Genomic DNA, 23881 nt, shown 5'->3' with positions numbered 1-23881 from the left:
CGATCGGCGGTTTTCGAGGGAGGCGGACGGGCTCAGGTCGCCGGCGGCTCGTGCACAGAATGCGCCGGGGGTTCGCCAAGTGCGGCTGCGCAGCCGGCGACGGTTCCGCTCTCCAGCACCGTGCGCACGGAGAACTCCACCTGCCATTCCTGGCGTATGCGGGAGGCGATCCGGGTGGCCTTGATGGAGTTGCCGCCCAGGGCGAAGAAGTCCTCGTGCGCGCCGACGCTGTCCAGCCCGAGCGTCTGGGCCCACAGCTCGGCCATCCGGCTCTCCAAGGGGGTGAGCGGCGCCGTCTGTCCGTCGGTCGGCACGCTCCGTCCGGGCTCCGGCAGGGCCGCGTAGTCCAGCTTGCCGTTGGACGTCAGGGGAAGGGAGTCCAGCGTGACGAAGGAGTTGGGCACCATGTAGTCCGGAAGTGTCGTGCGCAGGAAGAGGCGCCAGTCCTCTGCCGGGCGCTCGTCACCGGGCCGGAGCAACAGGTAGGCCACCAGCCTCTGGTCGGTGCCCTCTCCGCCGAGCCCGGCGCGCACCATGACGGCGGCGTCCTTCACGGTCGGGTGCTCGCGCAGGGCGCTCTCGATCTCGCCCGTCTCGATGCGCAGGCCCCGGATCTTGGCCTGTCCGTCCACCCTGCCCACGAAGTCGAGCCGGCCGTCGGCACGCCTCCGCAGCAGGTCACCGCTCCGGTAGAGACGGGAGCCGGGGACGTCGGAGAAAGGATTCGCCGGAAAGCGCTCGGCAGTGAGCCGGGGCCGGTTCAGGTAGCCACGGCCGACTCCGACACCACCGAGGTAGAGCTCACCCGCGACTCCGTCCGGGACCGGCTGCCCACTGCTGTCGAGCAGGTGCACCTGGATGCCCCGGACCGGCCGGCCGACCGACGGGGGACGCCCGTCCGCCGCGCACTCCTCCACCGTGGCCCAGATGCTGGTCTCCGTGTGCCCGTAGACGTTGAAGATCCGTCGGCCGGTACACCAGCGGTCGAGCAGCGTGGTGGACACCGATTCGCCTCCGAGCACGATGGTGCGCAGCCCGGGCAGCCGTGCGGGCGCCTCCAGCGGGAGGGCGGCGAGCGCGGAGGGGGCCATCACCAGGCAGCTGATGCTCTCGCGGGCCAGCAGGTCGACCAGCCCGGGGCCGGGAATGACCTCCTCCTGGGGGGCCAGACACAGGGCCGCGCCCGCGCCCAGCGCCAGGAAGACCTCGAAGACCGAGGCGTCGAAACTCGGGGAGGCCCACTGCAACACCCGGTCCTCGGGGCCGGTGCCGAACGCGTCCTGCTGTGCGAGGCAGCTGTTCACCAGGCCGTCGTGGGTGATGAGCGCTCCCTTGGGACGCCCGGTGGACCCTGAGGTGTAGATGACGTACGCGAGGTTGTCCGGCCGGACGCCGCTGGAGACGGGTTCGGTGCTGTGCCGGTCGAGCGCCTCGGTCTGTTCGTCCAGCAGGATGCTGCGGACGGCGAGCCGGGGCAGTTGCCGCTGTGCCGTGCTGCTGGTCAGCAGCAGGGACAGCTCGGCATCCCGGCTCATGAAGTCGAGGCGGTCCGCGGGGTAGGCGGGGTCCAGCGGTACGAACGCGCCGCCGGCCTTGAGGACGCCCAGCATCGCGACCACGAGGTCGACCGAGCGGTCCAGGCAGAGCCCGACCCGCGACTCCGGCCCGATGCCGTGCTCCGCCAGAAGATGTGCCAACTGGTTCGCCCGCGCATCGAGTTGACCGTATGCCAGGGACGTGCCCCGGAAGGTCACCGCCGTCGCGTCCGGTGTGCGTTCCGCACGCTCCTCGAACAGCTGCTGGGCGCACAGGCCGGGTGGCGCCACCGCCTCGCCGGCGCCCGACGCATCGATCATCCGCCGCTCCTCGCGGGTCAGCAGGGAGATCCGGCCGGCCGGGAGCGTGAAATCGGTGGCCACTGTTTCCAGGATCGTGGCGAAATGACCCAGCATGCGCTCGACGGCAGCCGCGTCGAAGCGGCTCCTGTCGTAGCCGATGCGCAGGGTGATCTCTTCGTCCGGGATGACGAGAACGGCCAGCGGATAGTTGGTGTGGTAACGGTATTCGCCACCCCGGACGTCGAGTTCGCCGGTACGGCGTCCCAGGTTGCCGATCCGCGGCACGTTGAGGATGGTCATGATGCTGTCGAACAGCGGCTCACCCGGTTCGGCGTCGCTCCACTGCTGCACCTCCGCCAGGGGGCTGGACAGGAATCCCCTCATCCTCGTCTGCGCGGCCTGGACCTGGGCGCACGACGCGGCGAACGGGCGGTGCGGGGCAGGCTGCACCCGCAACGGCAGCGTGTTGATGAACAGCCCGAGGGTGTCCTCGATCCCGTCCAGCTCGGCCGGCCGGTGCGTCATGGTCATCCCGAACACGACGTCCTGCTGGTCGGTGTACCGGCTGAGCAGCAGGCCCCACGCGGTCTGTAGCACCGTGCCGAGAGTGAGCCGGTGCTCGCGGGCGAGCCGGCGCAGGGCCTCCCCGGTCTCCCGCGCGAGCACCAGCGACACCTCGGGGTTCTCCCGGCCGGTGTCCGCGCCGGTCTCCGCCCGTGCGCCGTCGTCGCCCTCCGTGCCGGTCACGGCCAGCGGGGCCGGCCGGAAGCCCGCCAGTTCGGTGCGCCAGAACTCCTCGGCCCGGCTCATGTCCTGGCGGCGTATCCAATCGACGTAGTCGTGGTACGGCCGCACCGGCCGGGAGGGCAGCTGCCGGCCCCGCACCAAGTCGTCGTAGGAGGACAGCACCTCCTCCAGCAGCATCAGGGCCGACCAGGCGTCGAGCAGGATGTGGTGATAGCGGAAGACGAAGAGGTGCCGCTGCTCGGCGACGCGGAGGAGGTGCAGCCGGAACAGGGGCGGGCGGTCCAGCTGGAACCCCCGGCGCCGGTCGGTGCGCAGGAAGTCCTCCAGCCGCTCCTGGACGGCGTCGTCAGAGCCGGTGTCCCGCCAGTCGTGCCGCTCGATGTGCGCGGTGCCGGAGGCACGCACGACCTGCGCGGGCTCGTCGATCTCTTCCCAGTGGTACGAGGACCGCAGAATGGTGTGCCGGTCGACGGCCCGCTGCCACGCCTGTTCCAGGGCTTCGGGGTCCAGATCGCCGTCGAGCGTCTGGATCACCTGGTCGACGTAGAAGGACGTCCCCGGGTCGAGAATGGTGTGGTACAGGAGGCCCTGTTGCAGGGGGGAGAGGGGATGTACACCCTCAATGCGCGTGGTCATCGGCTCCGCCTTTCTGTGTTGCTGTCGTGGGCCGCATCGACGTGTCGTGTCACGGCGTCGGGTGCCTCGGCCTCGACGGACCCGATGCGGGACAGCAGCCGCGCCAGGTCGCCCTCGGCCAGGTGCGTGGTGCGAGCGGCGCCGCCTTGCGGCCCGTTCGTGGCCGGATCGCTCTGGCCCGGTCCGCTGTCGTCCGGTGTGGGTACGGTCTGCACCGTGGCCGCCAGCTCCGCCACCGTCGGGTGGGCGAAGAGGTCGGCCTCGGTGAGCCGGATGCCCGCCTGCTTGGCCCGGCTGATGATCCGCAGGCTCGTGATGGAGTCGCCTCCCAGGTGGAAGTAGTCGTCCTCGACACCGATGGGGTGGATGCCGAGCAGCGCTTCCCAGATGGCCACGAGCCTGGCCTCGGTCTCGTTCCTCGGCGCGAGCGCGGGCCCGAAGCCGGCGGGGCGCTCGTAGACGGACTGCCCGGCCGGGGACGAGCTCTCCCCACGCGGACCGCCGCTGCGTCCCGTACCTGCCGCTCGGGCACCGGCCGACTCACCGGCGTAGACATACGCGTGCGGGACACCGGCCCGCAGCACGTCCTCCAGCGCCCGGAGCGCGGGGCCCGGTTCCAGCATGCCGAAACCGCTCTCCCGCACCCGGCGTTCGGCGTGTGCGTCAAGGGTCGCGACCATTCCGTCGCCGCTCCACGGCCCCCATGCGACGCTGGTCCCGGGCAGCCCGAGGGACTGCCGGTGGTGGGCGAGGGCATCGACGAAGGCGTTGCCGGCGGCGTAGCCGCTCTGGCCACGGGAGCCCATGAGGGCGGCCACGGAGGAGTAGAGGACGAAGAAGTCCAGCTTCGCGTCCTGTGTCAGCAGGTGCAGGTTCCACGCACCGCGTGTCTTGGGAGCCATCACCGAGCGCAGCCGCTGAGCGTTCTGCCTCGGGATGCTGCCGTCGTCCAGCACACCGGCCGCGTGGACCACTCCGCGCAGCGGTGGCATGGCGCGGGCCACTTCGGCCAGCACCTGCTGCACGGCCTCGAAGTCCGTGACATCGGCCTGGTGCACGGCGACCTGGACCCCGGCCCGTTCCCATTGGCCGATGGTGCGGCCGGCGGCCTCCGAGGGAGCCCGGCGCCCCATCAGTACGAGATGCCGGGCACCGCCTCGCACCAGCCAGTCGGCCGTGTGCAGACCGAGCGCGCCGAGCCCGCCGGTGACCAGATAGGTGCCGTCCGACCGCACCAGTTCCTCGGCTGCGGTGGGGCGTTCCGGGAGTGCCGTTCCCGTTGCCCCGGCGACATGCCGTCGGCCGCTGCGGAAGGCGATCCGGTCGTCGCCGTCGGCCGCGAGCGCTTCGGCGCAGAGCGCTTCGGCCTCGTTCCGCACTGCCGGTCTGTCCGGGTCGAGGTCGACGAGTACGCAGCGTACGTCGGGGTTCTCGGCGCCGGCGATGGCCGCCAGGCCCCACAGCGGGGCGTGCACGACGCGGACGGGATGTGCGGAGAGCGACTGCGTTCCGCGGGTCACCACAAGGACCCGTGCGGCACGCCCGGCGCTGTTGAGCTCTTGGAGGACGGTCAGCAGGGCGGCGGAGGCCGTTCCCTGGGCCCGCTCAAGGGACTTGGCGGTCGGTTCGTCGTCGGGCTCGTCGAGGCCCGGGAGGAAGGCCACGTTCAACGGGCTGCCGCCGGCCGTGCGTTCCCGTACCAACGTCCGCAGGTCCGCGTCCTCATGGGCACCGGCCTCGACGACGGTGGCCTCATGCCCGCTCGCCCGGAGCTGTGCGGCCAGCGCGGAGCCGACGCCGCGACGGTCGGCCAGCACCAGCCACGGGACGTCGAGCGCGGTTTTGCCGCCGGGGGCCGGCGCGTCCGTGGCTTCCCAGGAGGGACGCCGGATGACGGCGGTGTCCCGGCGCAGCAGTGCGTCGGCCGGTACGCGGCGCAGCCAGAGACCGTCCATCTCCAGAATTGCGGTGCCCTCTTCGTCGCACAGCAGCAGGTCCGCCACGACCGTGTCGCCGTCCGGGCTCTGGTCCGGGCGCTCTTGAACGTGGCACCACAGGGGCGCGGTGGGCGGCGCCGTGTGGAACCTCAGGGCGTCCAGCCGGATGGGGACCCGTACGCCGAGCTCCTCGTCCGGCCGGGTGGCCCAGACCAGGGCGACCACGGCCTGGACGCATGAGTCGACCAGCCCGGGGGGCAGCAGGAACCGACCGTCCCGGTCGTCCTGCTCCGGCGGGAGCATCCGGATCAGGACCTCGCCGGGGTGGCGCGTGACCTCGCTTATGTAGCGGAAGCCGGGCCCGAGGTCGGCGCCGTTCTCCCGCATCGCGGCGTAGAAACCGGCACCGTCGAGGCGCTCGCCCGGCCGCCCCAGCAGCTCGTGGTGCGTGGGTGTCCGGACTGCCGTCCCCGGCGCCGGCGAGACACGCAGCGTTCCCGTGGCATGGGTCGTCCACGCCCGCTGATCCGTCGTGCCCGCAGGGGCGCTGACCACGCGGAAGGCCCGGGGGTCCGCACCGTCGTCACCCTCGATGAGCAGCTGTACGTCCCGCTCGGCGTCGTCCACGGTCAAGGCCTGGGGGAAGGAGACCCCGTCCAGCAGCGCGCCGGAGCCCGCCCGCCCCTGCACGGCGGCGGAGAGCGTCATGGCCAGGTGGGACGCCGCGGGAACCACCACTGCGCCGAAGAGCACGTGATCGGCCAGGAAGGCCGGGGAGTCGGCCGTGAACCGGGTCTGGAACACTGTGTCGCGCAGCGCCGGTGAGCTCAGCCGGGTGCCCGGGAAGACGGACGTGCCCGCCGGACGGGTGCCGCGAGTGGCCCGGGTGTCCTTCCAGTAACGCTTCCGTTCGAACGGGTAGCTGGGCAGCGGTACCCGGCTTCTGGTGAACCCGGCGTCCACGGCGTGCCAGTTGACGTCGGCGCCGGCCGAGTACAGGCTCCCCAGGGTCTGGAGGATCTGCTGCCAGTCGCCGGTGTGCCGGGACAGGGAGGGCAGCCAGAGCCGGTCCGCCCGGGGGTCCAGGCCCTGCTTGGCGACCAGGCGGGTCAGGACGGGGTCCGGGCCGATCTCGATGGCCGCGTCGAACCGCCGCTCCAGCAGCGTCCGGACGGCGGGGAGGAAGCGGACCGTCTCGCGGGCGTTGCGGTTCCAGTACCCGCCGCGGGCCATGTCGTCGCCGTGGACCTGCTCACCGGTGACGGTGGAGATGACCGGAACGGTGCCCTTCCGGTGCGCCACGCCGTCCGCCAGGGCGCCGAACGGCTCCAGCATCGGGTCCATGAGCGCGCAGTGGAAGGCGTGCGAGGTGTTGAGCAGACGGGCTCCGACACCGTCCTTGCCCAGCCCATCGAGCAGTTCGGCCACGCTGTCGGCGGGCCCCGACACCACGGTCTGCACCGGGCCGTTCACCGCCGCGACGCTCAGCCTCGCGTGGGGCTTGATCAGCGCCGACACGGTCGGCTCGTCCGCGGTGACGACGGCCATCGCGCCGTCGCCCGGCAGCTTCGCCATGAGCAGACCGCGTTCGGCGACCAGCGGCAGCGCGTCCTCCAGCCGCAGGATGCCGGCGGCGCAGGCGGCTGCGAGCTCGCCGACGCTGTGGCCCAGGACGACGGAGGGGGTGATGCCCCACGCCTTCCACAGGGACACCAGCGCATAGGCCACGGCGAAGAGGGCCGGCTGCGCGTACTCGGTGCGGTCGATGAGCGACCGGTCGCCGTCCTGTGCGTAGAGGACCTCGGTCAGCGACCAGTTGTACCGGTCCCGCAGCAGCTCGGCGCAGGTGTCGATCGCCTGCCGGAACACCGGCTGACCGGCGTACAGCCCGGCGCCCATACCGAAGTACTGCGACGCCTGCCCGGTGAAGAGGAAGGCGGTACGGAAGTCGCGGCCCGGGGTGCGGGACGCGGCGGGCGCTCCCGGCGCTTGCCAGGAGGAGAGCTGCGCGGTCAGATCCGCGGTGTCCGATGCGACGAAGAAGGCACGGTGGGCGAAGTGGGCGCGCCCCGTGTTCGCCGAGTGCGCCACGTCCGCGCAGACCGCGTCCGGGTGCCCTTCGAGGTGGAGCCGGTAGCGCTCGACCATGTGCCGCAGGGCGGGCGCGGTCCGGGCCGAAAGCGCGACGGGGTGATGTGACCGCTCCTGAGGAGCGGCCGGCGGCGCGGCGACGGCCGGAGCCTCCTCCACGATCACATGCGCGTTGGTGCCGCCGATCCCGAAGGAGCTGACGCCGGCTGCCCGGGGCCGGTCACGCCGAGGCCACGGCGTGGCCTCGGTGGGGACGTCGAGCAGGAGATCGTCCCAGGCGATCTGCGGATTGCGGTCCCGCAGGTGGAGATGGGCCGGGATCTCCTCGTGGCGCAGCGACAGCACCACCTTCATCAGTCCGGCGATGCCCGCCGCGGCCTCCAGGTGGCCGACGTTCGTCTTCACCGTGCCCATCAGAAGCGGACGGTCGGTGGTCCGTCCTCGCTTGTAGACGGCGCCGAGCGCGTTCGCCTCGATGGGGTCGCCGATCGGCGTGCCGGTGCCGTGGGTTTCGACGTAGTCGACGTCGGCCGGCTCCATCCGCCCCGCCTTCAGGGCGCTGCTGATCAGGTCCTGCTGGGCGCTGCCGTTGGGAACCGTCAGCCCGCTGCCGCGTCCCCCGTGGTTGACGGCGGATCCCCGGAGCACCGCGAGCACCGTGTCCCCGGCGGCCCGGGCATCGGCGAGCCGCTTGAGGACGACGATCCCGGCCCCTTCGCCGCGGGCGTAGCCGTCGGCCGAGGCGTCGAAGGCGCGGCTGCGGCCCTCCGGCGACAGTACTCCGGCCTGGGAGAGGTAGACCGTCATGTCCGGGGCGACCATGAGGTGGACGCCCCCGGCGAGCGCGAGATCGCATTCGCCCGAGCGCAGGCTCTGCATCGCCAGATGGACCGTCACCAGGGACGAGGAGCATCCGGTGTCGACGGCGAGGGACGGTCCGCGCACGCCCAGCAGATAGGACAGGCGCCCGGCGGCCGCGCAGAAGAGGTTCCCGGTCCCCATGTGCCCGTCGATCCGTGACAGGTCGGCCGTCTGCAGGAGCTTGTAGTCATCGATCCCGATGCCGACGAACACGCCCGTCTGCGTGCCCTGAAGCGCCGTGGGCGCCTGCCCCATGTGTTCGAGGGCTTCCCAGGCGACCTCCAGCAGCAGCCGGTGCTGGGGGTCGAGGGTCTCCGCCTCCCGAGGGGGGATGCCGAAGAACTCGGCGTCGAAGGTGTCGATGCGGTCGAGGAAACCGCCGCGCTTGGACCGTACGGTGCCCGGCCGGGCAGCTTCGGGGTCGTGCAGCCGCTCGGCGTCCCACCGGCCGGCGGGCACGGTGGACGTGGCGTCCGTCCGGGATGTGAGCAGGTTCCAGAAGGTCTCGGGATCGCTTGCCCCGCCGGGGAAACGGCATCCCATGCCCACTACGGCGATCGGTTCGGGAGCCGGGGTGGTGGGGCGTTGCTGCTGTCGCAACCGCTCTTCCAGCAGGGCCCGTTGGGATGCGGGAAGTGCCGCGATCCGGTCGGCGATGCTACTCATGCGTTCTGGCCCCCTTCGGGCTGGTTCTCCGTGGTGAGCTGGTCCAGATAGCGGGCCGCCTCGTCGGCGGTGAGCCGTTCCACCTCGGCCATCAGGTCTTCGACACCGTCCTCGTCGGGCTGTGCCGCGTGGCCCGGGGCGAGCGCCAGCGCGTCGAGCAGGTGGGCGGCGAGCGACGCGCAGGTGGGGTGGTCGAAGGGCAGCGTTCCGGGCAGGGTCAGCCGGTCACCCAGCTCCTCCCGCAGACGCGTCACCAGCTTCAGCTTCATGAGCGAGTCCATGCCGAGCTGGAAGAAGCCGGTTTCGGGGTCCACGGCGTGGTCCGCGGCGAAGCCCGCGATGTCGGCCACCTTGGCGGCCAGGTGAGCGACCAGGTGCTCCATCCGGTCACCCGGGTCGAGCGCGGCCAGCCGGTCGGGCAGGGAGGAAACGGCGTCCTCGTCGTCCCCGGCGCTCTGCGCCCCGGCGGCCGCGGTGTGGACCAGAGCGAGCAGGTCGCGGTTGGCCGTGGGGTGCAGCCAGTCGTGGTAGACGCCCCAGTCGACCGAGAACACACCTACCTGGGGCGTGGACCGGTCCAGCACCCGGTCGAGCAGGCGGGGGCCCTCGTCACGGCGGATGGTCCGGGCTCCGCGCTCGCTCCAGCGGTACCGTGCGGCGGCCGCCGAGTCGGTCATGCCGACGCCTTCCCACGGCCCCCAGTTGACGCTCGTCGCGGGGAGCCCCAGCGCACTGCGGTGGTGGGCCAGGCTGTCCAGGGCGGCGTTCGCCGCCGCGTAGTTGGCCTGCCCCGGGGAGCCGAGGACAGCGACGAACGAGGAGAACAGCACGAAGAGGTCGAGCGGCAGACCCCGGGTGCAGCGGTCCAGGTGGTGCGCACCGATCACCTTGGGAGCCAGGACGGCCCGGTAACGGTCCCAGTCCTGCTGGAGCAGGGTCCCGTCGTCGAGCACGCCGGCGACGTGGAAGACACCACGCAGCGGGGGCCGTTGCCGCCCGAACCCGGCGATCACGCGCTCCACGTCTTCGGCCCGGGTGACGTCGGCCTGCACTACGTCCACGGTGGCACCGAGGGAGGTCAGTTCGGCGACGGTGGCGGCAGCGTCCGCGTCCGGTGCGCGACGGCCCAGCAGCACCAGGTGCCGGGCTCCCTCCGCGACAAGCCACCGGGCGACCACAAGACCCAGCCCCCCGAGCCCGCCGGTGACCAGATAGCCGCCGTCCGGGCGGATCGCGGTCCGCTGCGCGGCCCCGGAGTCCTTCGGGGCGGGTGCCACCCGCGCCACATGGCGGCTGCCGTCGCGGAACGCCACCTGGTCCTCACCGTCACCGGCGAGGAGCTCCTTCACCAGCGCGTCGGCCGCTGCCGCCGAGCCGGCCTGCTCGGGGGCGAGGTCCACCAGGCCGCCCCACAGCTCGGGGTGCTCCAGCGCGACGACCCGGCCGAAGCCCCACAGCGCGCCGTGGGCCACGTCCGCCCCGGTGGGCCCCTCGCCCACGGGCTGCGCGCCCGAGGTGACGAGCCACATTTTCGGTACGGACCGCCCTTGCCAGGCAGCCAGCCCCTGGACGGTGGCCAGGGCCGGACGGAGGCCGTGTGTCACGGCTTCCTCCGGGCCCGCCTCCGCATCCCGGCCGGCGAGCAGGAGCACTCCGCGGCACGGAGCGGCCGCTTCCGCAGCGGCCCGCCGCAGTGCCGCCGACAGCTCCTCGGGCTCCGACACGGTGCGGATGAGCGCACACTCCTGCCCGGCCGAGCGAAGGGCCCGCGACACGGAGGCGGCGAGCGGTCCCTCCGGGTCGTCGGCCAGCACGATCCAACTGCCGGAGCCGGCGGACTTCGCCGGGGTCCCGAGCGGCTTCGCGCGCCAGACGACGTGGTGCAGCCACTCGTGCGGGGTCCCGGTGCCGGCCGGCGCGAGCCGTTGGAGGAGCTTGGGCAGCAAACCGAGTTCCCCGTCCGTCAGGTCGCCCTGACGGGTGATCTCGTCGGTGACCTGGGACACGTCGCCGCGCGCCAGCAGCTCCAGCAGGCTTCCGGTGGCGGCGTCGCGCCGGGTCAGCGGCGCCGGCGTGAGCCAGTGTCGCTCGCGCTGCCATGGATAGTCCGGGGTGGTCACCAGCCGGCCGGGGCGGGAATGCACCGCCTTCCAGTCGGTGGCATACCCGTGGGCCCACAGGGTGCCGGCCGCCTCACGAACGGCCTGCTGTTCGCCGGCTTCCCGGCGCATGGTGGGAACGACGAGGCCCTCTTGGCCGGTCTGCTCCAGGCACTGGGACGCCGGCGCCACGAGAACGGGGTGCGGCCCGAGCTCCACGAACGACCGGTGTCCTTCGGCGGCGAGCGTCTCGACAGCCGCCGAGAACCGCACGGGCTCGGCGATGGTCCGGACCCAGTAGGCGGCGTCGAAGTGCGTCCCCGGGCGGAAATCGGCGTCGATGGTGGAGAACAGCGGGATGTCGCCCGCCGTTGGCCGGATGTCAGCCAACAGGCGGCCCAGCTCCTCCTGGTACACGCGCATTTGGGGGCTGTGTGAGGGGTAGCCGACGCGGAGCATCCGCCGGAAGACGGCGGGGTCGAGGTCGTCGAGCAGTTCCTGGAGGGCATGGGTCTCGCCGCTGAGCAGCGTGGTGCGGGGGCCGTTGACGGCGGCGATGGACACCGTGCCCGCCCGACTGGCCAGCAGGCCCGCGACGTCCCGTTCGCCCAGGCCCACCGCGGCCATCCGGCCCCTGCCGGTGGCCCGCTGGAGTATGCGGCCCCGGTGGAGCGCGACGAGGAGCGCGTCCTCGAATGTGAGAGCCCCGGAGCAGTAGGCGGCCGCGATCTCGCCGGCGCTGTGCCCGATGACCGCGGCGGGCGTGATGCCCCAGGACCGCAGCAGTGCGGCCAGTCCGGCCTGGAGGGCGAACAGGGCGGGCTGAGTGATCTCCGTCTCGTCGATCCGGGACGAGCCCTCCGGCTCCTGGAGCTCGGCGATCAGCGACCAGCCCGCCTTCTCGGCCAGCCAGCGGTCGCACCGTTCGATGACGTCACGGAACACCGGCTCGTGGGTGAACAGCTCACAGCCCATACGGGCGGTGTGCCCGCCCTGGCCCGAGAAGAGGAACACCGGACCGTTCGTCCTGCGCAGGGCGCTGCCGGCCACCAATCCTTCCGCCGCACGGTTCGCGGCGAACTCCCTCAGCTGCGCGGCGAGTTGCCCGGACGAGGTGAACGATGCTGCCGCACGGTGTTCATGGTGGTCGCGCCGGAGTGCCGCGGTGTGGCACAGGTCGTCGAGGTCGATATGCGCCGGCCCGGCGAGGCGGGTCTCCGTATCGCGGGCCAGCTGACGCAGCGCCGGGAGGGAGTGGGCGCTCAGCGGGAGGGTACGGACCCGCCGGTCCTCAGCCATAGGGACGGCGAGCCGGTCCGCCGCCGCGGGGAGCTCGACGAGACGTAGGTCCGCCGAGTAGACGGGGCGCCAGTTGATGTCGCGGCCGGCGCCGTACAGTTCGCCGAGAGTGCTCAGCAGGACCTCGCGGGGATCCCGTCCGCGAAGCTGTGAGGCCAGCGACCGGGCCGGCACGCCGCGCTCCTCGACGATGGCCTCCACCGAGCTGGTGAGCACGGCGTGCGGGCTGACCTCGAGGAAGTGGTCGTACCCCGCATCGAGCAGCCGCTCGACCGCCGGGGCGAACAGCACCGGTTCCCGCAGGTTGCGCACCCAGTAGGAGGCGTCGAGCGCGCGCCCGTCAACGAAGTCCGCCGACACCGAGGACATGACAGGAACCGCGGCCGGTGATGCCTGCACATCGGACAGCGCCGCACGCAGTTCGGGCAGGAGCGGGTCGCACTGCCCGCTGTGCGAGGCGACTCCCATGTTCACGCGCCGACACCGGACACCGCGCTCGCTCAGCTCCGCCAGGCACGCGTCGAGCGCGATGGCGTCTCCGGAAACGACGGAGCTCCGGGTGCTGTTGGCGCCGGCGGCGTAGAGGCCGGGGCGGTCGGCGAGCAGGCTGTCCACTTCGGCGAAGGGGAGGTCGACCACCGCCACGGCGCCCATACCCTCGATCCGGCTCATCAGCCGGCTGCGCTCGCAGACGACCCGTACCGCGTCCTCCAGGCACAGGGCGCCCGCCACATGGGCCGCGGCCACCTCACCCAGGCTGTGCCCCACCACGGCGTCCGGCTGTACGCCCCACGAGCGCCACAGCGCCGCGAGGGCGACCTGGACGGCGAACACGGTCGGCTGCATCACCGTCGTCCCGTCCAGTCGGGACTCGCCGGCATCGCGGCGCAGCTCTTCGACAGCGGAAATCCCGGTGCGGGCGTGTATCAGACGGTCACATTCCAGCAGTGCCTCGCGGAAGACGGGCTCGGTGTGCAGCAGGTCCCGCCCCATGCCGCACCACTGCGAGCCCTGCCCGGAGAACACGAAGGCGAGACGGGGCGGCTTCCCGGCTGCGGAGCCGACGCCGCCGGAGGCGATGCCGGCCAAGGCGTCCCGCAGTTCGTCCCTGGTGCGGACGGTCGCCGCCGCCCGGTACGGGTGTGAGCTCAGGCGCAGGGCGGCGGTCGCGCACCAGTCCGCGACGGAGTCCGACGGATCGTTCGCCACCGCGTCGAGCATCGCGCCCGCGGCCTCCCGCAGTGCTTCCGGCGTCCCGGCGGACAGCGGCAGAATCTGTGCGCTGCCGGTGGGTGGCCCTTCCACGATCACATGGCAGTTGGTGCCGCCGAACCCGAAGGAGCTGATCCCCGCCATGGGCCTGGCGTCGCCGGCCGGCCAGTCGGTGAGAGCGGTCGGGACGGCCAGCCGCAACTCGTCGAAGGCGATGTCGGGATTCGGCCGGTCGTGGTGGAGAGTCGGCGGGATGGCGCGGTGGCGCATCGACAGGGCAACCTTGATCAGGCCGGCGATGCCGGCCGCCGCTTCGAGATGACCGATGTTGGTCTTCAGCGATCCGACCAGCAGCGGCGCCCCGGCGGGCCGGCCCGCGCCCAGCACCTTGCCGAGCGCGTGCGCCTCGATCGGGTCGCCCAGCCGTGTTCCGGTCCCATGCGCTTCCACGTACTGGATGCCGTGCGGGTCGACGCCGGCCCGTGCACAGGCCGCGCGGAGCATGGCTTCCTGCGCCGACGGGTTGGGCGCGGTGAGGCCGTTGCTGGCACCGTCGTTGTTGACTGCGCTGCCACGGATCAGACAGTGGATCCGGTCCCCGTCGGCCAGCGCCGCGGAGAGCGGCTTGAGCACCACGATGCCGCCGCCCTCGCCCCGCACATATCCGTCGGCGGAGGCGTCGAACGCCGCAGACCGGCCGTGCGGGCTCATCGCGCCGAGCTTCGACATCGCCGCGCTGCTCTCCGGCGCGAGCACCAGGTTGACACCACCGGCGAGCGCCAGGGCGCTCTCACCGGAACGCAGGCTCTGACAGGCCAGGTGCACAGCGACGAGGGACGACGAACAGGCGGTGTTGACACCGATGCTGGGCCCCTGGAGGCCCAGGGTGTACGACACCCGGGCCGGCACGATGCTCGGCTCCTGGCCGGTGGCCGTGTGCTGCTGGATCTCCTCCAGATCGCGCCCGGCGAGCCGTGCGTAGTCGCTCCACAAGGTCCCCAGGAACACACCCGTGCTGCCGGCCCGCAGTGCCGCGGGCGGGATGCCGGCGTCCTGGAGGGAACTCCAGGCGAGCTCAAGGGCGATCCGCTGCTGGGGGTCCATCTGGGCGGCTTCGCGCGGAGAGATCCCGAAGAACTGCGGGTCAAAGGTGTCCACGCCGGACAGGAATCCGCCACGGCGGGTGCTCATCTTCCCCGGCATGGACGGGTCCGGGTCGTACAGCGCTTCGGAGTCCCAGCGCTCCGGCGGTACTTCGGTCACCGCGTCGGTCCCGGACCGCAGCAGATCCCAGTACGCCTCCGCATTCGGCGCGCCCGGGAACCGGCATGCGAGCCCCACCACGGCTATGGGCTCGTCGGACGGTACCGCGCCGCCCTCAGCAGGCCTTCCCGCAGTCGTCTGCACAGCCGTTCCCGCCGGCCGCCCCGACGCATCCTGCTCGCCGGCAAGGGCCTCAGCCAGGTCGGAGATGGTCGGGAAGTGCCAGGCGACAGTGGGCGAGAGCGGCTTGCCCAGCTGCACCGACAGCTGCGCGGTCAGGGCGGTCATACCGGCGGAGTCGATGCCCAGATCCCGGAACTGAGTGGCCGTGTCGACCTCACGGACCGCCACCCCCAGCTCTTCTCCGATTTTTTGCCGCAGCCAGCCCGCGATATCACCGGCGGTCTTCATTTCCGCATCCCCAATTTCATGAAGTGAGACAGCAGCTCTCGATGAATGCGACCCGAGATGAAACGGTCGCCCTGTCCTGAAGAACCCGAATTGCGGGCATACAAAGCCCGAATTGGAAAAAGATCACCTTCACGCCGGCGTATGCATCGAGGCCGCCAACGAAGATCGAATAATTTCTAACCCGTGGAGTGGAATTTAGTCAACCTTGGCTGGATGGCAATCCATCCGAAGGATCTGATTCCTGGTCAGAATTTTGGGCAGGCAAAAGCGCACGAAGCCCGAACGCCGCCGCAACAAAGGAACATGGACCGATCGTCGGCGTCATGGGCCATGAATGATGGAGTCTCTTGCGCACCACGTCGCGTCGCACCGCATTTCACTGCGGGACACGGGACTGCACGGCATGGCAGGGCGTGGCGACAGTGAGGAATGGATGACGATGATGAATGGAGGCGCCGGGCAAGCAAGGCCGACAGAAGCCGACTTGCTGCTTCATGCCACGTTCGGCAGTGGGCGCGTGCGTGAGTGCGAGCGCGGGCGGTCGTCAGCCTCAGCGCTACGTCATCAACCGGCGGGCTTCCCGCCCCTGGGCGGGCCGAGCGCCGCAGGGTCTTCCCGCAAAGCGCGCCTCGGCCGTTTCGTCATCACACCGACGGTGTTCATTCCTGTATCCCCCGTTCATGGCGACAGGTGGCACCCATCGCCGATTGCGACCGCACGCGAAGTCGGTCGCCCTCTCTCAAAGCACCCGTATTACGGGGCCCAAAGCACCCGCATTGCGGGAACGACAAAAAGTCGAACCACTAATGCCGGTGCTGGATCAGTTCGCCTGGTGCAGCCTCAGAGACTGCCAACGAAGATCATCTTCTTTCTAACCCGAAGAGCGAGAAGCAGTCAACCCTGAACGAGTCAAAACTCCGACACGCCCTGCGGTCGCGCCTCGGGCGGCTATGCGCACAGAGTAATCCCGTGAACTCCGTCCACGACGAATGCCGCGCACTACGTACCCCATAACGCCCTAACTCCCCACGCAGGACGAGCCCGGCACGGGACGAGCCCCGACGCAGGGCGAATCCGGCACATGCCGAGTACGGTGCAGGACGACTCCGACCGCCGCGTCGCGCACGCCGGCAGTCACGGCCCTCTCGCCCCACAGTCCTCACTCGCCGTCGGCCGACGCCTCTCCCGAGGACGGCCCGAGCCGGGGTTGGAAGCGGTCCCCATCGAGAGAGCGCAACGCCGTCTCCATGGTCCGCACGTGAATCTCCTTCTCCTGCCGCTCGAACATCAACGACAGGGCGTCCCGCAGCGCCCGTGACTCGGTCACGAGCGCCTGCGCTGCTCTGAGCGCCGTGTAAGTCCCCGTCGTCTGCGTGGGATTAACGCCGCTGAGCCGTTTCAGGACAGCCAGATAGGCATCAACGACCTGGCTCTCGGCTTCGGTGAGAGCTGGAATCTTGGGACCCTCGGGGAACATCACGGACGCAACCGCCTGCCTGCACTCGTCTTCTGACCATGCCGCCGCGCCGACCCCTCCGGCGCCGGGTGTCGCCGGTGCCGGAGGAGCCGGCCGATTAACCAGTGGGAGACTCAGCTCATGTGAATGTTGCGTGGCACCACAACCTGGTCCACGATCCCGTACTCAAGGGCTTGATCAGCCGTGAGAATCTTGTCGCGCTCGATGTCCTCACGAATCTTCTCGATCGGCGTGCTGGAGTGCTTGGCGAGCATTTCCTCCATCTGCGCCCGCATACGCAGGATTTCGTTCGCCTTGATCTCGAGGTCGGACACCTGGCCACGGCCGGTCTCGGTGTACGGCTGATGGATCAGCACACGAGCGCTCGGCAGCGCCATCCGCTTTCCGGGAGCTCCCGCCGCCAGCAGAACGGCCGCAGCCGAGGCCGCCTGCCCAAGACAGACTGTCTGGATGTCGGGCTTGATGTACTGCATGGTGTCGTAAATTGCGGTCAGCGCGGTGAAGGAGCCGCCAGGGCTGTTGATGTAGAGGGAGATGTCCCGGTCCGGGTCCATCGACTCCAGGCATACCAACTGCGCCATGATGTCGTTGGCCGAAGCGTCATCAATCTGCACGCCCAGGAAGATGATGCGTTCCTCGAAGAGCTTGGCGTACGGGTCGTACTCACGGACCCCCTGCGAGGTGCGCTCCACAAAACGCGGAATCACATATCGCGCCTCAGCCTCGGGCAGTCGCGCATAAGAGTCTGTAAAATTCCTCGTCGAGTTCACGATACCGTCCTGTTGATGAGAATGGATTCCACGGAATCAAGAATAAGAAACAGCGAATCGGGACGAGCGCTTCCGGCGCAGCACCCAAATCGGCGGTCGGTTGAAGGACCGGAGCTCACACCTTGCCGACAGGGGAAACCCCATCGTGTGGTGCATTGCGAGGTAGACCAGGGGCCACGTCGGGGGAGCCTGGTTCGGCACCCCACTCATCGCTGGCCTGCTCGATGATGCGTGCAATGTCCGCCAGCCTGCTGTCATCCATCATCGTGTAGTGCGTACCTCCGGCCCAGGCTACGGACACAGGGCAACCGACCACCTCGGACCACCCAAGGCATTCCGATGCCGAATTCCAGCCGGTCTCGTCACGCGCCCGGATGACCAGAAGCGGCGCTCGACACGGACTGGCCCGCCAGCCTTCGTCGAATATCCCTTGATGCCAGCTGTAGACGTCCCAGAAGGGGCGCAGATCCTGGCCCGTCAGCCCCGGCGTGTCACTCGCAACGGCGATCAGGGCCGCCGCGTGGTCAAGGAGTTCGTCGACTGTCGGAGCGTGAGCCTGGGACATGTCGACCCCGAAGAGTCCGCCAACCTCCGTGGCGAGATCAGTCGTTCGCTCTCCCAGGACCTCGTGCGTCGCGCTGTCCAGGAGGATGACGCCGGCCGGACTGATCCCCGCGTCCTCAGCAAGACGCGCCATCTCCACCGCGACCGGGCCGCTGAAGGACCATCCAACAAAAACGGGCGTGGAGCGGGAGTCCGCGCTCAGGAACTCCGCCAGGTAGGCCCGCGCAATACCTTCGATGGACCGAGGACGGTCAGGGTCGATGCCCGGCGAGTGGAAGGCATAGACGGAGCAGTCCGACCTCAAGTGCGGCAACAGCGCGCGGAACGATGCGGCCGACCCGCTCGCGGGATGGATGAAAACCAAAGCGCGCCGCCCACCAGACGCCCTCAAGCAGACCAGGCTACCGCCCACTTCACAAGCTCCTTGTCGATCACGTGCATAGCCGGCCGATGGGGAGCACGACGTGCCTGTGCGTCCCCCAGCGCGAGCGTTCAACATCAACTGTACAGGATGTACAGACTCTAAGATGACTTCCATGGCTTATGAGATTCCGGTGACGCAAGCCCGGGCCGAACTCGCAGAACTGATCAACCGCGTCGTCTACGGCGGCGAGCGAGTGGTCGTGACCCGCCACGGCAAGCCGCTCGTCGCCCTCGTGTCGGCCGCAGAGCTGGAACAGCTGGACTCCGCGGCACAAGAAGCATCGGAACGGGTTATCGGCACGGTGTCCTTCATGTCCGAGGTACCGGCCTCCAGCAGCGAACAGAGCCAGTTCGGCCTCATCGCCAGGTACGACAGTCCCTACGGGTCCTAGACGAGCCCTTCTCCGGCTGCGGGTTACTGCGCCTGGCCACGGCACCGGGGACGGGTACCGCCGGCCGGCGGCCTGAGGCCAGGTGCAGTCCATGTGCCCGACGACGGTGTGCTGAACGAACCCGCCTACGGCCATCAGGTCATCGAACTACCGGGCCGCCTGGCTGTCGCGCCGAGACGGAGCGTCCTTCGCCCGCGGTGGCGTCATGGAGGCCGTGGCGACAACCCGGCCTCTTCAGCTCCGTCTCCGGCGTGTCTCGGATGGGTGAATTCGGGAACCTGGCCGCTCCCGGATTCCGATAGGACCGTTGGGTTGGGCGGATAGCCGGATGATCGCTCTTCGGGCGTCCCTTGCTCATTCCTGTACACGTGCTTGAGGAGACGCCCCCTTGGTTACCGCTGATCTTCCTGGTCCTGATTCGCTGCTGCGCCGCACGCTGGGGGAGTGGCGGATCGGGTTGGTGGCGTGGCGGCTGCTGGTTCTGCAGACCGCGGATCCGGCGGTCGCCGCCGGCATGGCCAACTTCTCCACCTACCGCGCGCACCCGTGGCGGCGGATCGAGCACACCATGGACAGTGGGAAGCGGCTGTTCTTCTCCGACCGTGAAGGGCTACGCCGTGAGGTCGCCCGTCTGGAGCGTACGCACCGCCGTCTGGCCGGGACCGACGAGCAGGGCAGACCGTTCACCGCGTTGGACCCGGCGGTGCGGGTGTGGGTGCTGGTCACCTTGTACGAGTGCATGACGGCGATGCGGGAACTGTCCGGACGCCCTCTGGCACCGCCCGAACTGGATCAGATGTACGGAGAATTCCGTGCGGTGTGTACCGAGTTCGGTCTCTCCGACGACCTGCTCCCGGCCACGGCCGCGGACGTGCCCGCGTATATGGACCGCACGATCCGCGAGCGCCTCGAATACAGCGAACCCGTGCACTACCTGCTCTTCGACATGCTCCGTGAAGCACCCGCACCCCGCCGCCTCGGCCACCTGAAGCCGGCCTGGCCGCTTGTGCGCACGGTGGCCGCCCACGTGATCGGTGCGCTGACCATCGCGGACCTGCCGGAAGCCTTCCGTGAGCGCTTCAACTTGCCCCGCACCCGCCGCGCGGCCCTCCTGTCCTTCATCCTGCACCGCGGCATGCGCGTGCTGATGAATGCGCTGCCCGAGCACCGCCGCTACCGCACCCCACTGGCCGGCAACTCCTCAACTTCGCAGCCCTCCACCGCCCCCACCGACTGTCCTTCCCCGCCGGAGGCAAGCCCTGTCCGGCTTCCCGCACCACGCCGCCGCAAGAGTGCCGATTCCCGCCCGGCGCGTCTGCGGACCTTCTTCCGCCAGGTCCTCGACCAGACCGGCGACGGCCGCATCAGCTCGGTCGACTTGCAGGCCATGGCGCACAACGTGTGCTGGCCGCTCGAACTCACCCCTGAGCGCGAAGCCCGCGTCTATGCCGCCTTCGAGACCTGGTGGCAGCATCTGCGGACCGGCATGGATGCTGACGACGACGGACAGGTGACCTGCGAGGAGTTCGTCACCGCCATGCTCACCGGGATCGACGCCGGGCCGGGCTATCTCGAGCAGGGGTTGCATGTCGCGGTGCGGGCGATCTTCCACGCTGCGGACCGCGACGGCAGCGGACACCTGTGCGCCGATGAGTACCGCACGATCTTCGGCGGCTCCCGGGTCCACCCCGCCGAGCTCAACCACGGCTTCCGCCAGCTCGATCACGATGGCGACGGCCGCATCACCGAAGACGAATTCGTCCAGGCCTTCACCGACTACTTCACCGCCCGCACCGACAACACGGCCGGCAGCCAACTCCTCGGACGCCCGTAACGGCCGAGGCGGGCGAAGCGGCGGGAAGAGTGCGACGTCGCGCCCGCGGTCTCTGCCCCGATGGTGGCCGCCGAGGTGATACGCATCGCGTCGACAGTCCAGGCTGGGTGCTAACGGGGTACCGGCCTGCTCATCCCGCACCGCCGTCAACGCGGCCGGACCGAACTGCCGGCTTGGAACGAGAAGTGCAACTCGTCCCACCGCAAGGTCCGGGCCCGCGTCGAGCACGTCTTCGCGCGGATGAAGTCCTGGAAGATCCTTCGCGATTGCCGCCTGAAAGGCAACGGTGTTCACACCGTCATGCTCGGCATCGCCCGGCTGCACGACCTCGCCCTCACGGGATGACTCCCGCCCCCCCCATGAGCTCAGTCGATACAGAACTCGTTGCCCTCGATGTCCAGCATCGGGATGCACGAATCATTGCCGTCATACAGCGTTTGTACGTGTACTGCGCCGAGCGGGATCAGCCGTGCGCATTCGGCCTCAAGTACGGCGAGGCGTTCTTTACCCACGAGTCCGGTGCCGACCCGCACATCAAGATGCACCCGGTTCTTGACGGCCTTCCCTTCCGGGACGCGCTGGAAGTACAGTCGCGGGCCCACACCTGAGGGATCTATGCAGGCGAACCACGAATCCCGCTGCTCAGGCGGCTGCGAACGCTTGAAATCATCCCAAGTGGCAAACCCCTCCGGTGGCGGCGGTACGACGTACCCCAACACCTCGCACCAGAAACGAGCGAGACGCTCAGGTTCTGCGCAGTCAAAGGTGACTTGGACCTTCTTGATCGCTGCCATCGGTGCACCGTACCAAGGGACTTGAGACTCTGCCGCTCATTTTCCCAGGGGTCCGCCCGCGACCCCGTCGGGCCCTGAGCCACCTTGGACACCAAGTGATCAAACCGGACAGTCAAGGACTGGCGGTGCGCCTGCCGTCGGCCCTGCTGTGTAATCAAAGGGAATATCAGCGGGATCAGGTCGTCCGCTGCGGGTGTGGGTTGCCGGTGTGGTGAAGTGACAGTGATCCGGTCCGGGTCATCACCAAGGGCGGCTATCTCCAACGCGGTTGGCGTCCTTCTGCGTTGCTCTCCGGGCGGAATTCAGCATTCCACACCCCATCGCAAAAACCACTGGGACGGACGTGCAAAGATCCGGACAATGATGCGGGCGCTCCCCACACCCATGCGGAGCGCACCGCTTAATTCCGCATACCTGATGGAGTCATACGTGACCCAGTCTTCCCGGCGTGCACGCGCCCTGTCGCGTCTCGTCACCACGGCGATCACCGTCGTCCTGGTCGGGGCCACCACCGATGCCGCTCTGGCCGACGCTCCTGCGACCACCGGTCCGGCGAAGAATGTCGCCCGGAGTTCCGCCGCGGCCGGGCAGCACAAGCCCACCCCGGCCGCGCCGTCCTTCCTCCTCTCCGGGATCCTGCCGTCGGGCCAGATGTACGTCTACATGGCCGACGGGAAGGGCGGCTTCGACGACCGGTCGGGCGCCTACGTGTGGCCGCACTTCAGGTACGGGGTGTCGATCGACCCCGATCTGACGGGCTACCAGGACGGTGCGTACCACGTCATGGACGACGGCGCGCTGAATCTCTGGCGCAACGGGCGCCTGAAGAAGGTGGCCACCGGCTGGGGTCAGTACAACGTCGTCTTCTCTCCCGGGACCCTGGGCGGCGCCAAGCACCCCGACCTGCTGGCCCGCGACAAGCAGGGCGTCCTGTGGCGCTTTCAGACCAAGGCGGACGGCTCGCTGGCACCGCGCGTCAAGGTCGGCCCCGGCTGGAACCAGTTCACCCAGATCGCCGGTCAGGGCGACCTCACCGGCGACGGCAAGCCGGACATCGTCGCCCGCGACAAGCAAGGCGTCCTCTGGCTGTACAAGGGCACGGGCGATCTGCGGAAGCCGTTCGCGTCCCGCATGAAGGTGGGTACCGGCTGGAACCAGTTCAACAAGCTGGTGGCCACGGGTGACGTCGACGGCGACGGCCGCAGCGACCTCCTCGCCCGCGATCCCAAGGGCAACCTGTGGCTGTACAACGGCACGGGCAAGGCGTCGTCGCCGTTCAGGTCCCGGGTGAAGGTCGGATCTGGCTTCAACCAGTACCGCGATCTGTTCTAACCATCCTTACGGGGCGAGGTGTTCGTGCCAAGCGCAGTAGCGTGACACCGGACCTCTACGCGGCCCGTTCCCCGGCAAGTCGTCTCAGCCTTTTTTGCCGGTTGGCCAGGAGATGAGGAACCCCCGCCGGAGCCATCCGACGGGGGTTCTGCTTTCGGGGGTGGGCAGGGTGCGTGGCGTGCCACGCGGTCTGGCTGTGCTCCGGCTCGCCGTTCTCGACGGCGTTGGGAGGGCGGCGGTGGCGACGCGGGTGCGGTGGCCCCGGTGGGGGAGCGTGCGGGGCCACCGGTCGGGCCGGGAAGGCGGTGCGGGGATTCGGTTTCAGTACAGGCCGGTGGTGTGCTGCTGGTAGGTGTTATGGAGGATGTCGTTGAGGAAGGTGTCGAACTTCGCTTCCAGTTCCAGGCCGGTTCCCGGTTCGTAGCGGAAGAGGCCGGGAACCACGGTCTCGTCGAGGCTGCTGTCGACGAAGAGTGCGTACGAGAAGCGGTCGTGCTGGTCCGGCCTGGCTTTACGCTGTTCGACCACGCGGTGGGCCACGGCCGCAACCGGGGTGGCCGTGTTCCGCGTGAGGATTTCCATCGCGCAGCCGAAGTTGACGATGAACTCGCCTGGTGCCGGGTCGATCGGTCGCCACTCGCCGTTACTTTCAACCTCCAGGCCGGGCTCGATTGAGCGCAGGACGGTCACCCAGCCGGAGTCCTTGTGAATGTTCAGGCCGCGGGATTTCACCTCGGGCCGGAAGTGGTTGAAGGTCAGGGTGTGCGTGCCTTGTCGGGTGAGGGCGCGGCCGGTTGCCTGGTCCCAGAGCCCGGGGGGTAGGTCGAGGTAGTTGAGCACTCCGCGCAGGATGGCCAGGGCGAAGTCCCGCATGGCGGCGGCCTGTTGTGCAAGTTCCTTGGGGTAGACCGTGTCCCACCAGGTGCTTTCCAGGAAGAACTGCTCGGTCTGGTCGGCCTGGCGTCGGAAATAGCCCTGGTGTGGGCCCAGTTGTTCGGCCGTCCAGAGGGTGAAGCCGCGGTAGGGGTCGTTGTCACCGCCGGGTGTGGTGGGCAGGTAGAAGCTGCGGGCGAAGCGGTCGCCGGCCGTCATTTCCATGTCTGGAGGCTGCTGGACGTAGAAGAATCCGTCCTTCAGCGCCCGTTCGATTCCGTTCTCCTGGTCGAAGACGAGTGTTCCGTCCCGTGGCCTCAGGTGTGCCTTCTGCCATGCGTGTCCGTTTGTATTCGTCATGG

General features: G+C 69.6%; 11 protein-coding genes and 1 pseudogene. 4 read left to right on the top strand and 8 right to left on the bottom strand.

Going from position 1 to position 23881, the window contains the following annotated elements; translation table 11 throughout:
• Positions 1 to 32 precede the first annotated feature (32 nt).
• From CP981_RS01740 to CP981_RS01715, 6 genes are all read right to left on the bottom strand, one after another.
• Positions 33 to 3221 carry a non-ribosomal peptide synthetase gene (locus CP981_RS01740; RefSeq protein ID WP_085923160.1) on the bottom strand — a complete coding sequence of 1063 codons (3189 nt, stop codon included), beginning with the start codon at positions 3219 to 3221 and terminating at the stop codon, positions 33 to 35.
• The gene (locus CP981_RS01735; protein WP_085923161.1) at positions 3218 to 8776 is read right to left on the bottom strand and encodes a type I polyketide synthase; all 5559 of its coding nucleotides are present in this window, start codon (positions 8774 to 8776) and stop codon (positions 3218 to 3220) included. Before CP981_RS01735 ends, CP981_RS01740 begins: the two co-directional genes overlap by 4 nt.
• A complete protein-coding gene (locus CP981_RS01730; protein ID WP_085923162.1) occupies positions 8773 to 15060 on the bottom strand; it encodes a type I polyketide synthase in 6288 nt (2095 codons plus the stop codon). Before CP981_RS01730 ends, CP981_RS01735 begins: the two co-directional genes overlap by 4 nt.
• Positions 15061 to 16219: 1159 nt before the next feature.
• Positions 16220 to 16537: a hypothetical protein gene (locus CP981_RS01725; RefSeq protein ID WP_085923209.1), complete on the bottom strand. Its 318-nt coding sequence runs from the start codon at positions 16535 to 16537 to the stop codon at positions 16220 to 16222.
• A 113-nt stretch (positions 16538 to 16650) separates the two neighbouring features.
• Positions 16651 to 17307: an ATP-dependent Clp protease proteolytic subunit gene (locus CP981_RS01720; RefSeq protein ID WP_190145266.1), complete on the bottom strand. Its 657-nt coding sequence runs from the start codon at positions 17305 to 17307 to the stop codon at positions 16651 to 16653.
• Positions 17308 to 17422: 115 nt separating this feature from the next.
• The gene (locus CP981_RS01715) at positions 17423 to 18283 is read right to left on the bottom strand and encodes a thioesterase domain-containing protein (protein WP_158092624.1); all 861 of its coding nucleotides are present in this window, start codon (positions 18281 to 18283) and stop codon (positions 17423 to 17425) included.
• 124 nt (positions 18284 to 18407) lie between these two features.
• On the opposite strand from CP981_RS01715, the gene CP981_RS01710 reads away from it, so the two are divergent.
• From CP981_RS01710 to CP981_RS01700, 3 genes and pseudogenes are all read left to right on the top strand, one after another.
• The gene (locus CP981_RS01710; protein ID WP_085923165.1) at positions 18408 to 18686 is read left to right on the top strand and encodes a type II toxin-antitoxin system Phd/YefM family antitoxin; all 279 of its coding nucleotides are present in this window, start codon (positions 18408 to 18410) and stop codon (positions 18684 to 18686) included.
• 388 nt (positions 18687 to 19074) lie between these two features.
• Complete coding sequence (locus tag CP981_RS01705; RefSeq protein WP_085923166.1) at positions 19075 to 20520, top strand: oxygenase MpaB family protein; 1446 nt, start codon at positions 19075 to 19077, stop codon at positions 20518 to 20520.
• 117 nt (positions 20521 to 20637) lie between these two features.
• A pseudogene (locus tag CP981_RS01700) lies at positions 20638 to 20865 on the top strand (transposase family protein); the annotation flags it as partial.
• Between the two features lie 20 nt (positions 20866 to 20885).
• Here CP981_RS01700 and CP981_RS01695 read toward each other — a convergent pair.
• Entirely contained in the window at positions 20886 to 21314 is a 429-nt protein-coding gene (locus CP981_RS01695) for a VOC family protein (RefSeq protein WP_085923167.1), read from the bottom strand.
• Between the two features lie 429 nt (positions 21315 to 21743).
• Here CP981_RS01695 and CP981_RS01690 point away from each other — a divergent pair, with 429 nt between their 5' ends.
• Entirely contained in the window at positions 21744 to 22646 is a 903-nt protein-coding gene (locus CP981_RS01690) for an FG-GAP repeat domain-containing protein (protein WP_244329489.1), read from the top strand.
• A 321-nt stretch (positions 22647 to 22967) separates the two neighbouring features.
• Here CP981_RS01690 and CP981_RS01685 read toward each other — a convergent pair whose 3' ends face one another.
• Entirely contained in the window at positions 22968 to 23879 is a 912-nt protein-coding gene (locus CP981_RS01685) for a 2OG-Fe(II) oxygenase family protein (protein ID WP_085923169.1), read from the bottom strand.
• Between the last annotated feature and the right edge of the window lie 2 nt (positions 23880 to 23881).

Origin of the sequence: Streptomyces platensis, from assembly GCF_008704855.1 — a bacterium.
Taxonomy (GTDB): Bacteria; Actinomycetota; Actinomycetes; order Streptomycetales; family Streptomycetaceae; genus Streptomyces; species Streptomyces platensis.
Note: the sequence above shows the minus strand (reverse complement) of the source record. Positions and strands in the feature narration are given on the sequence as shown.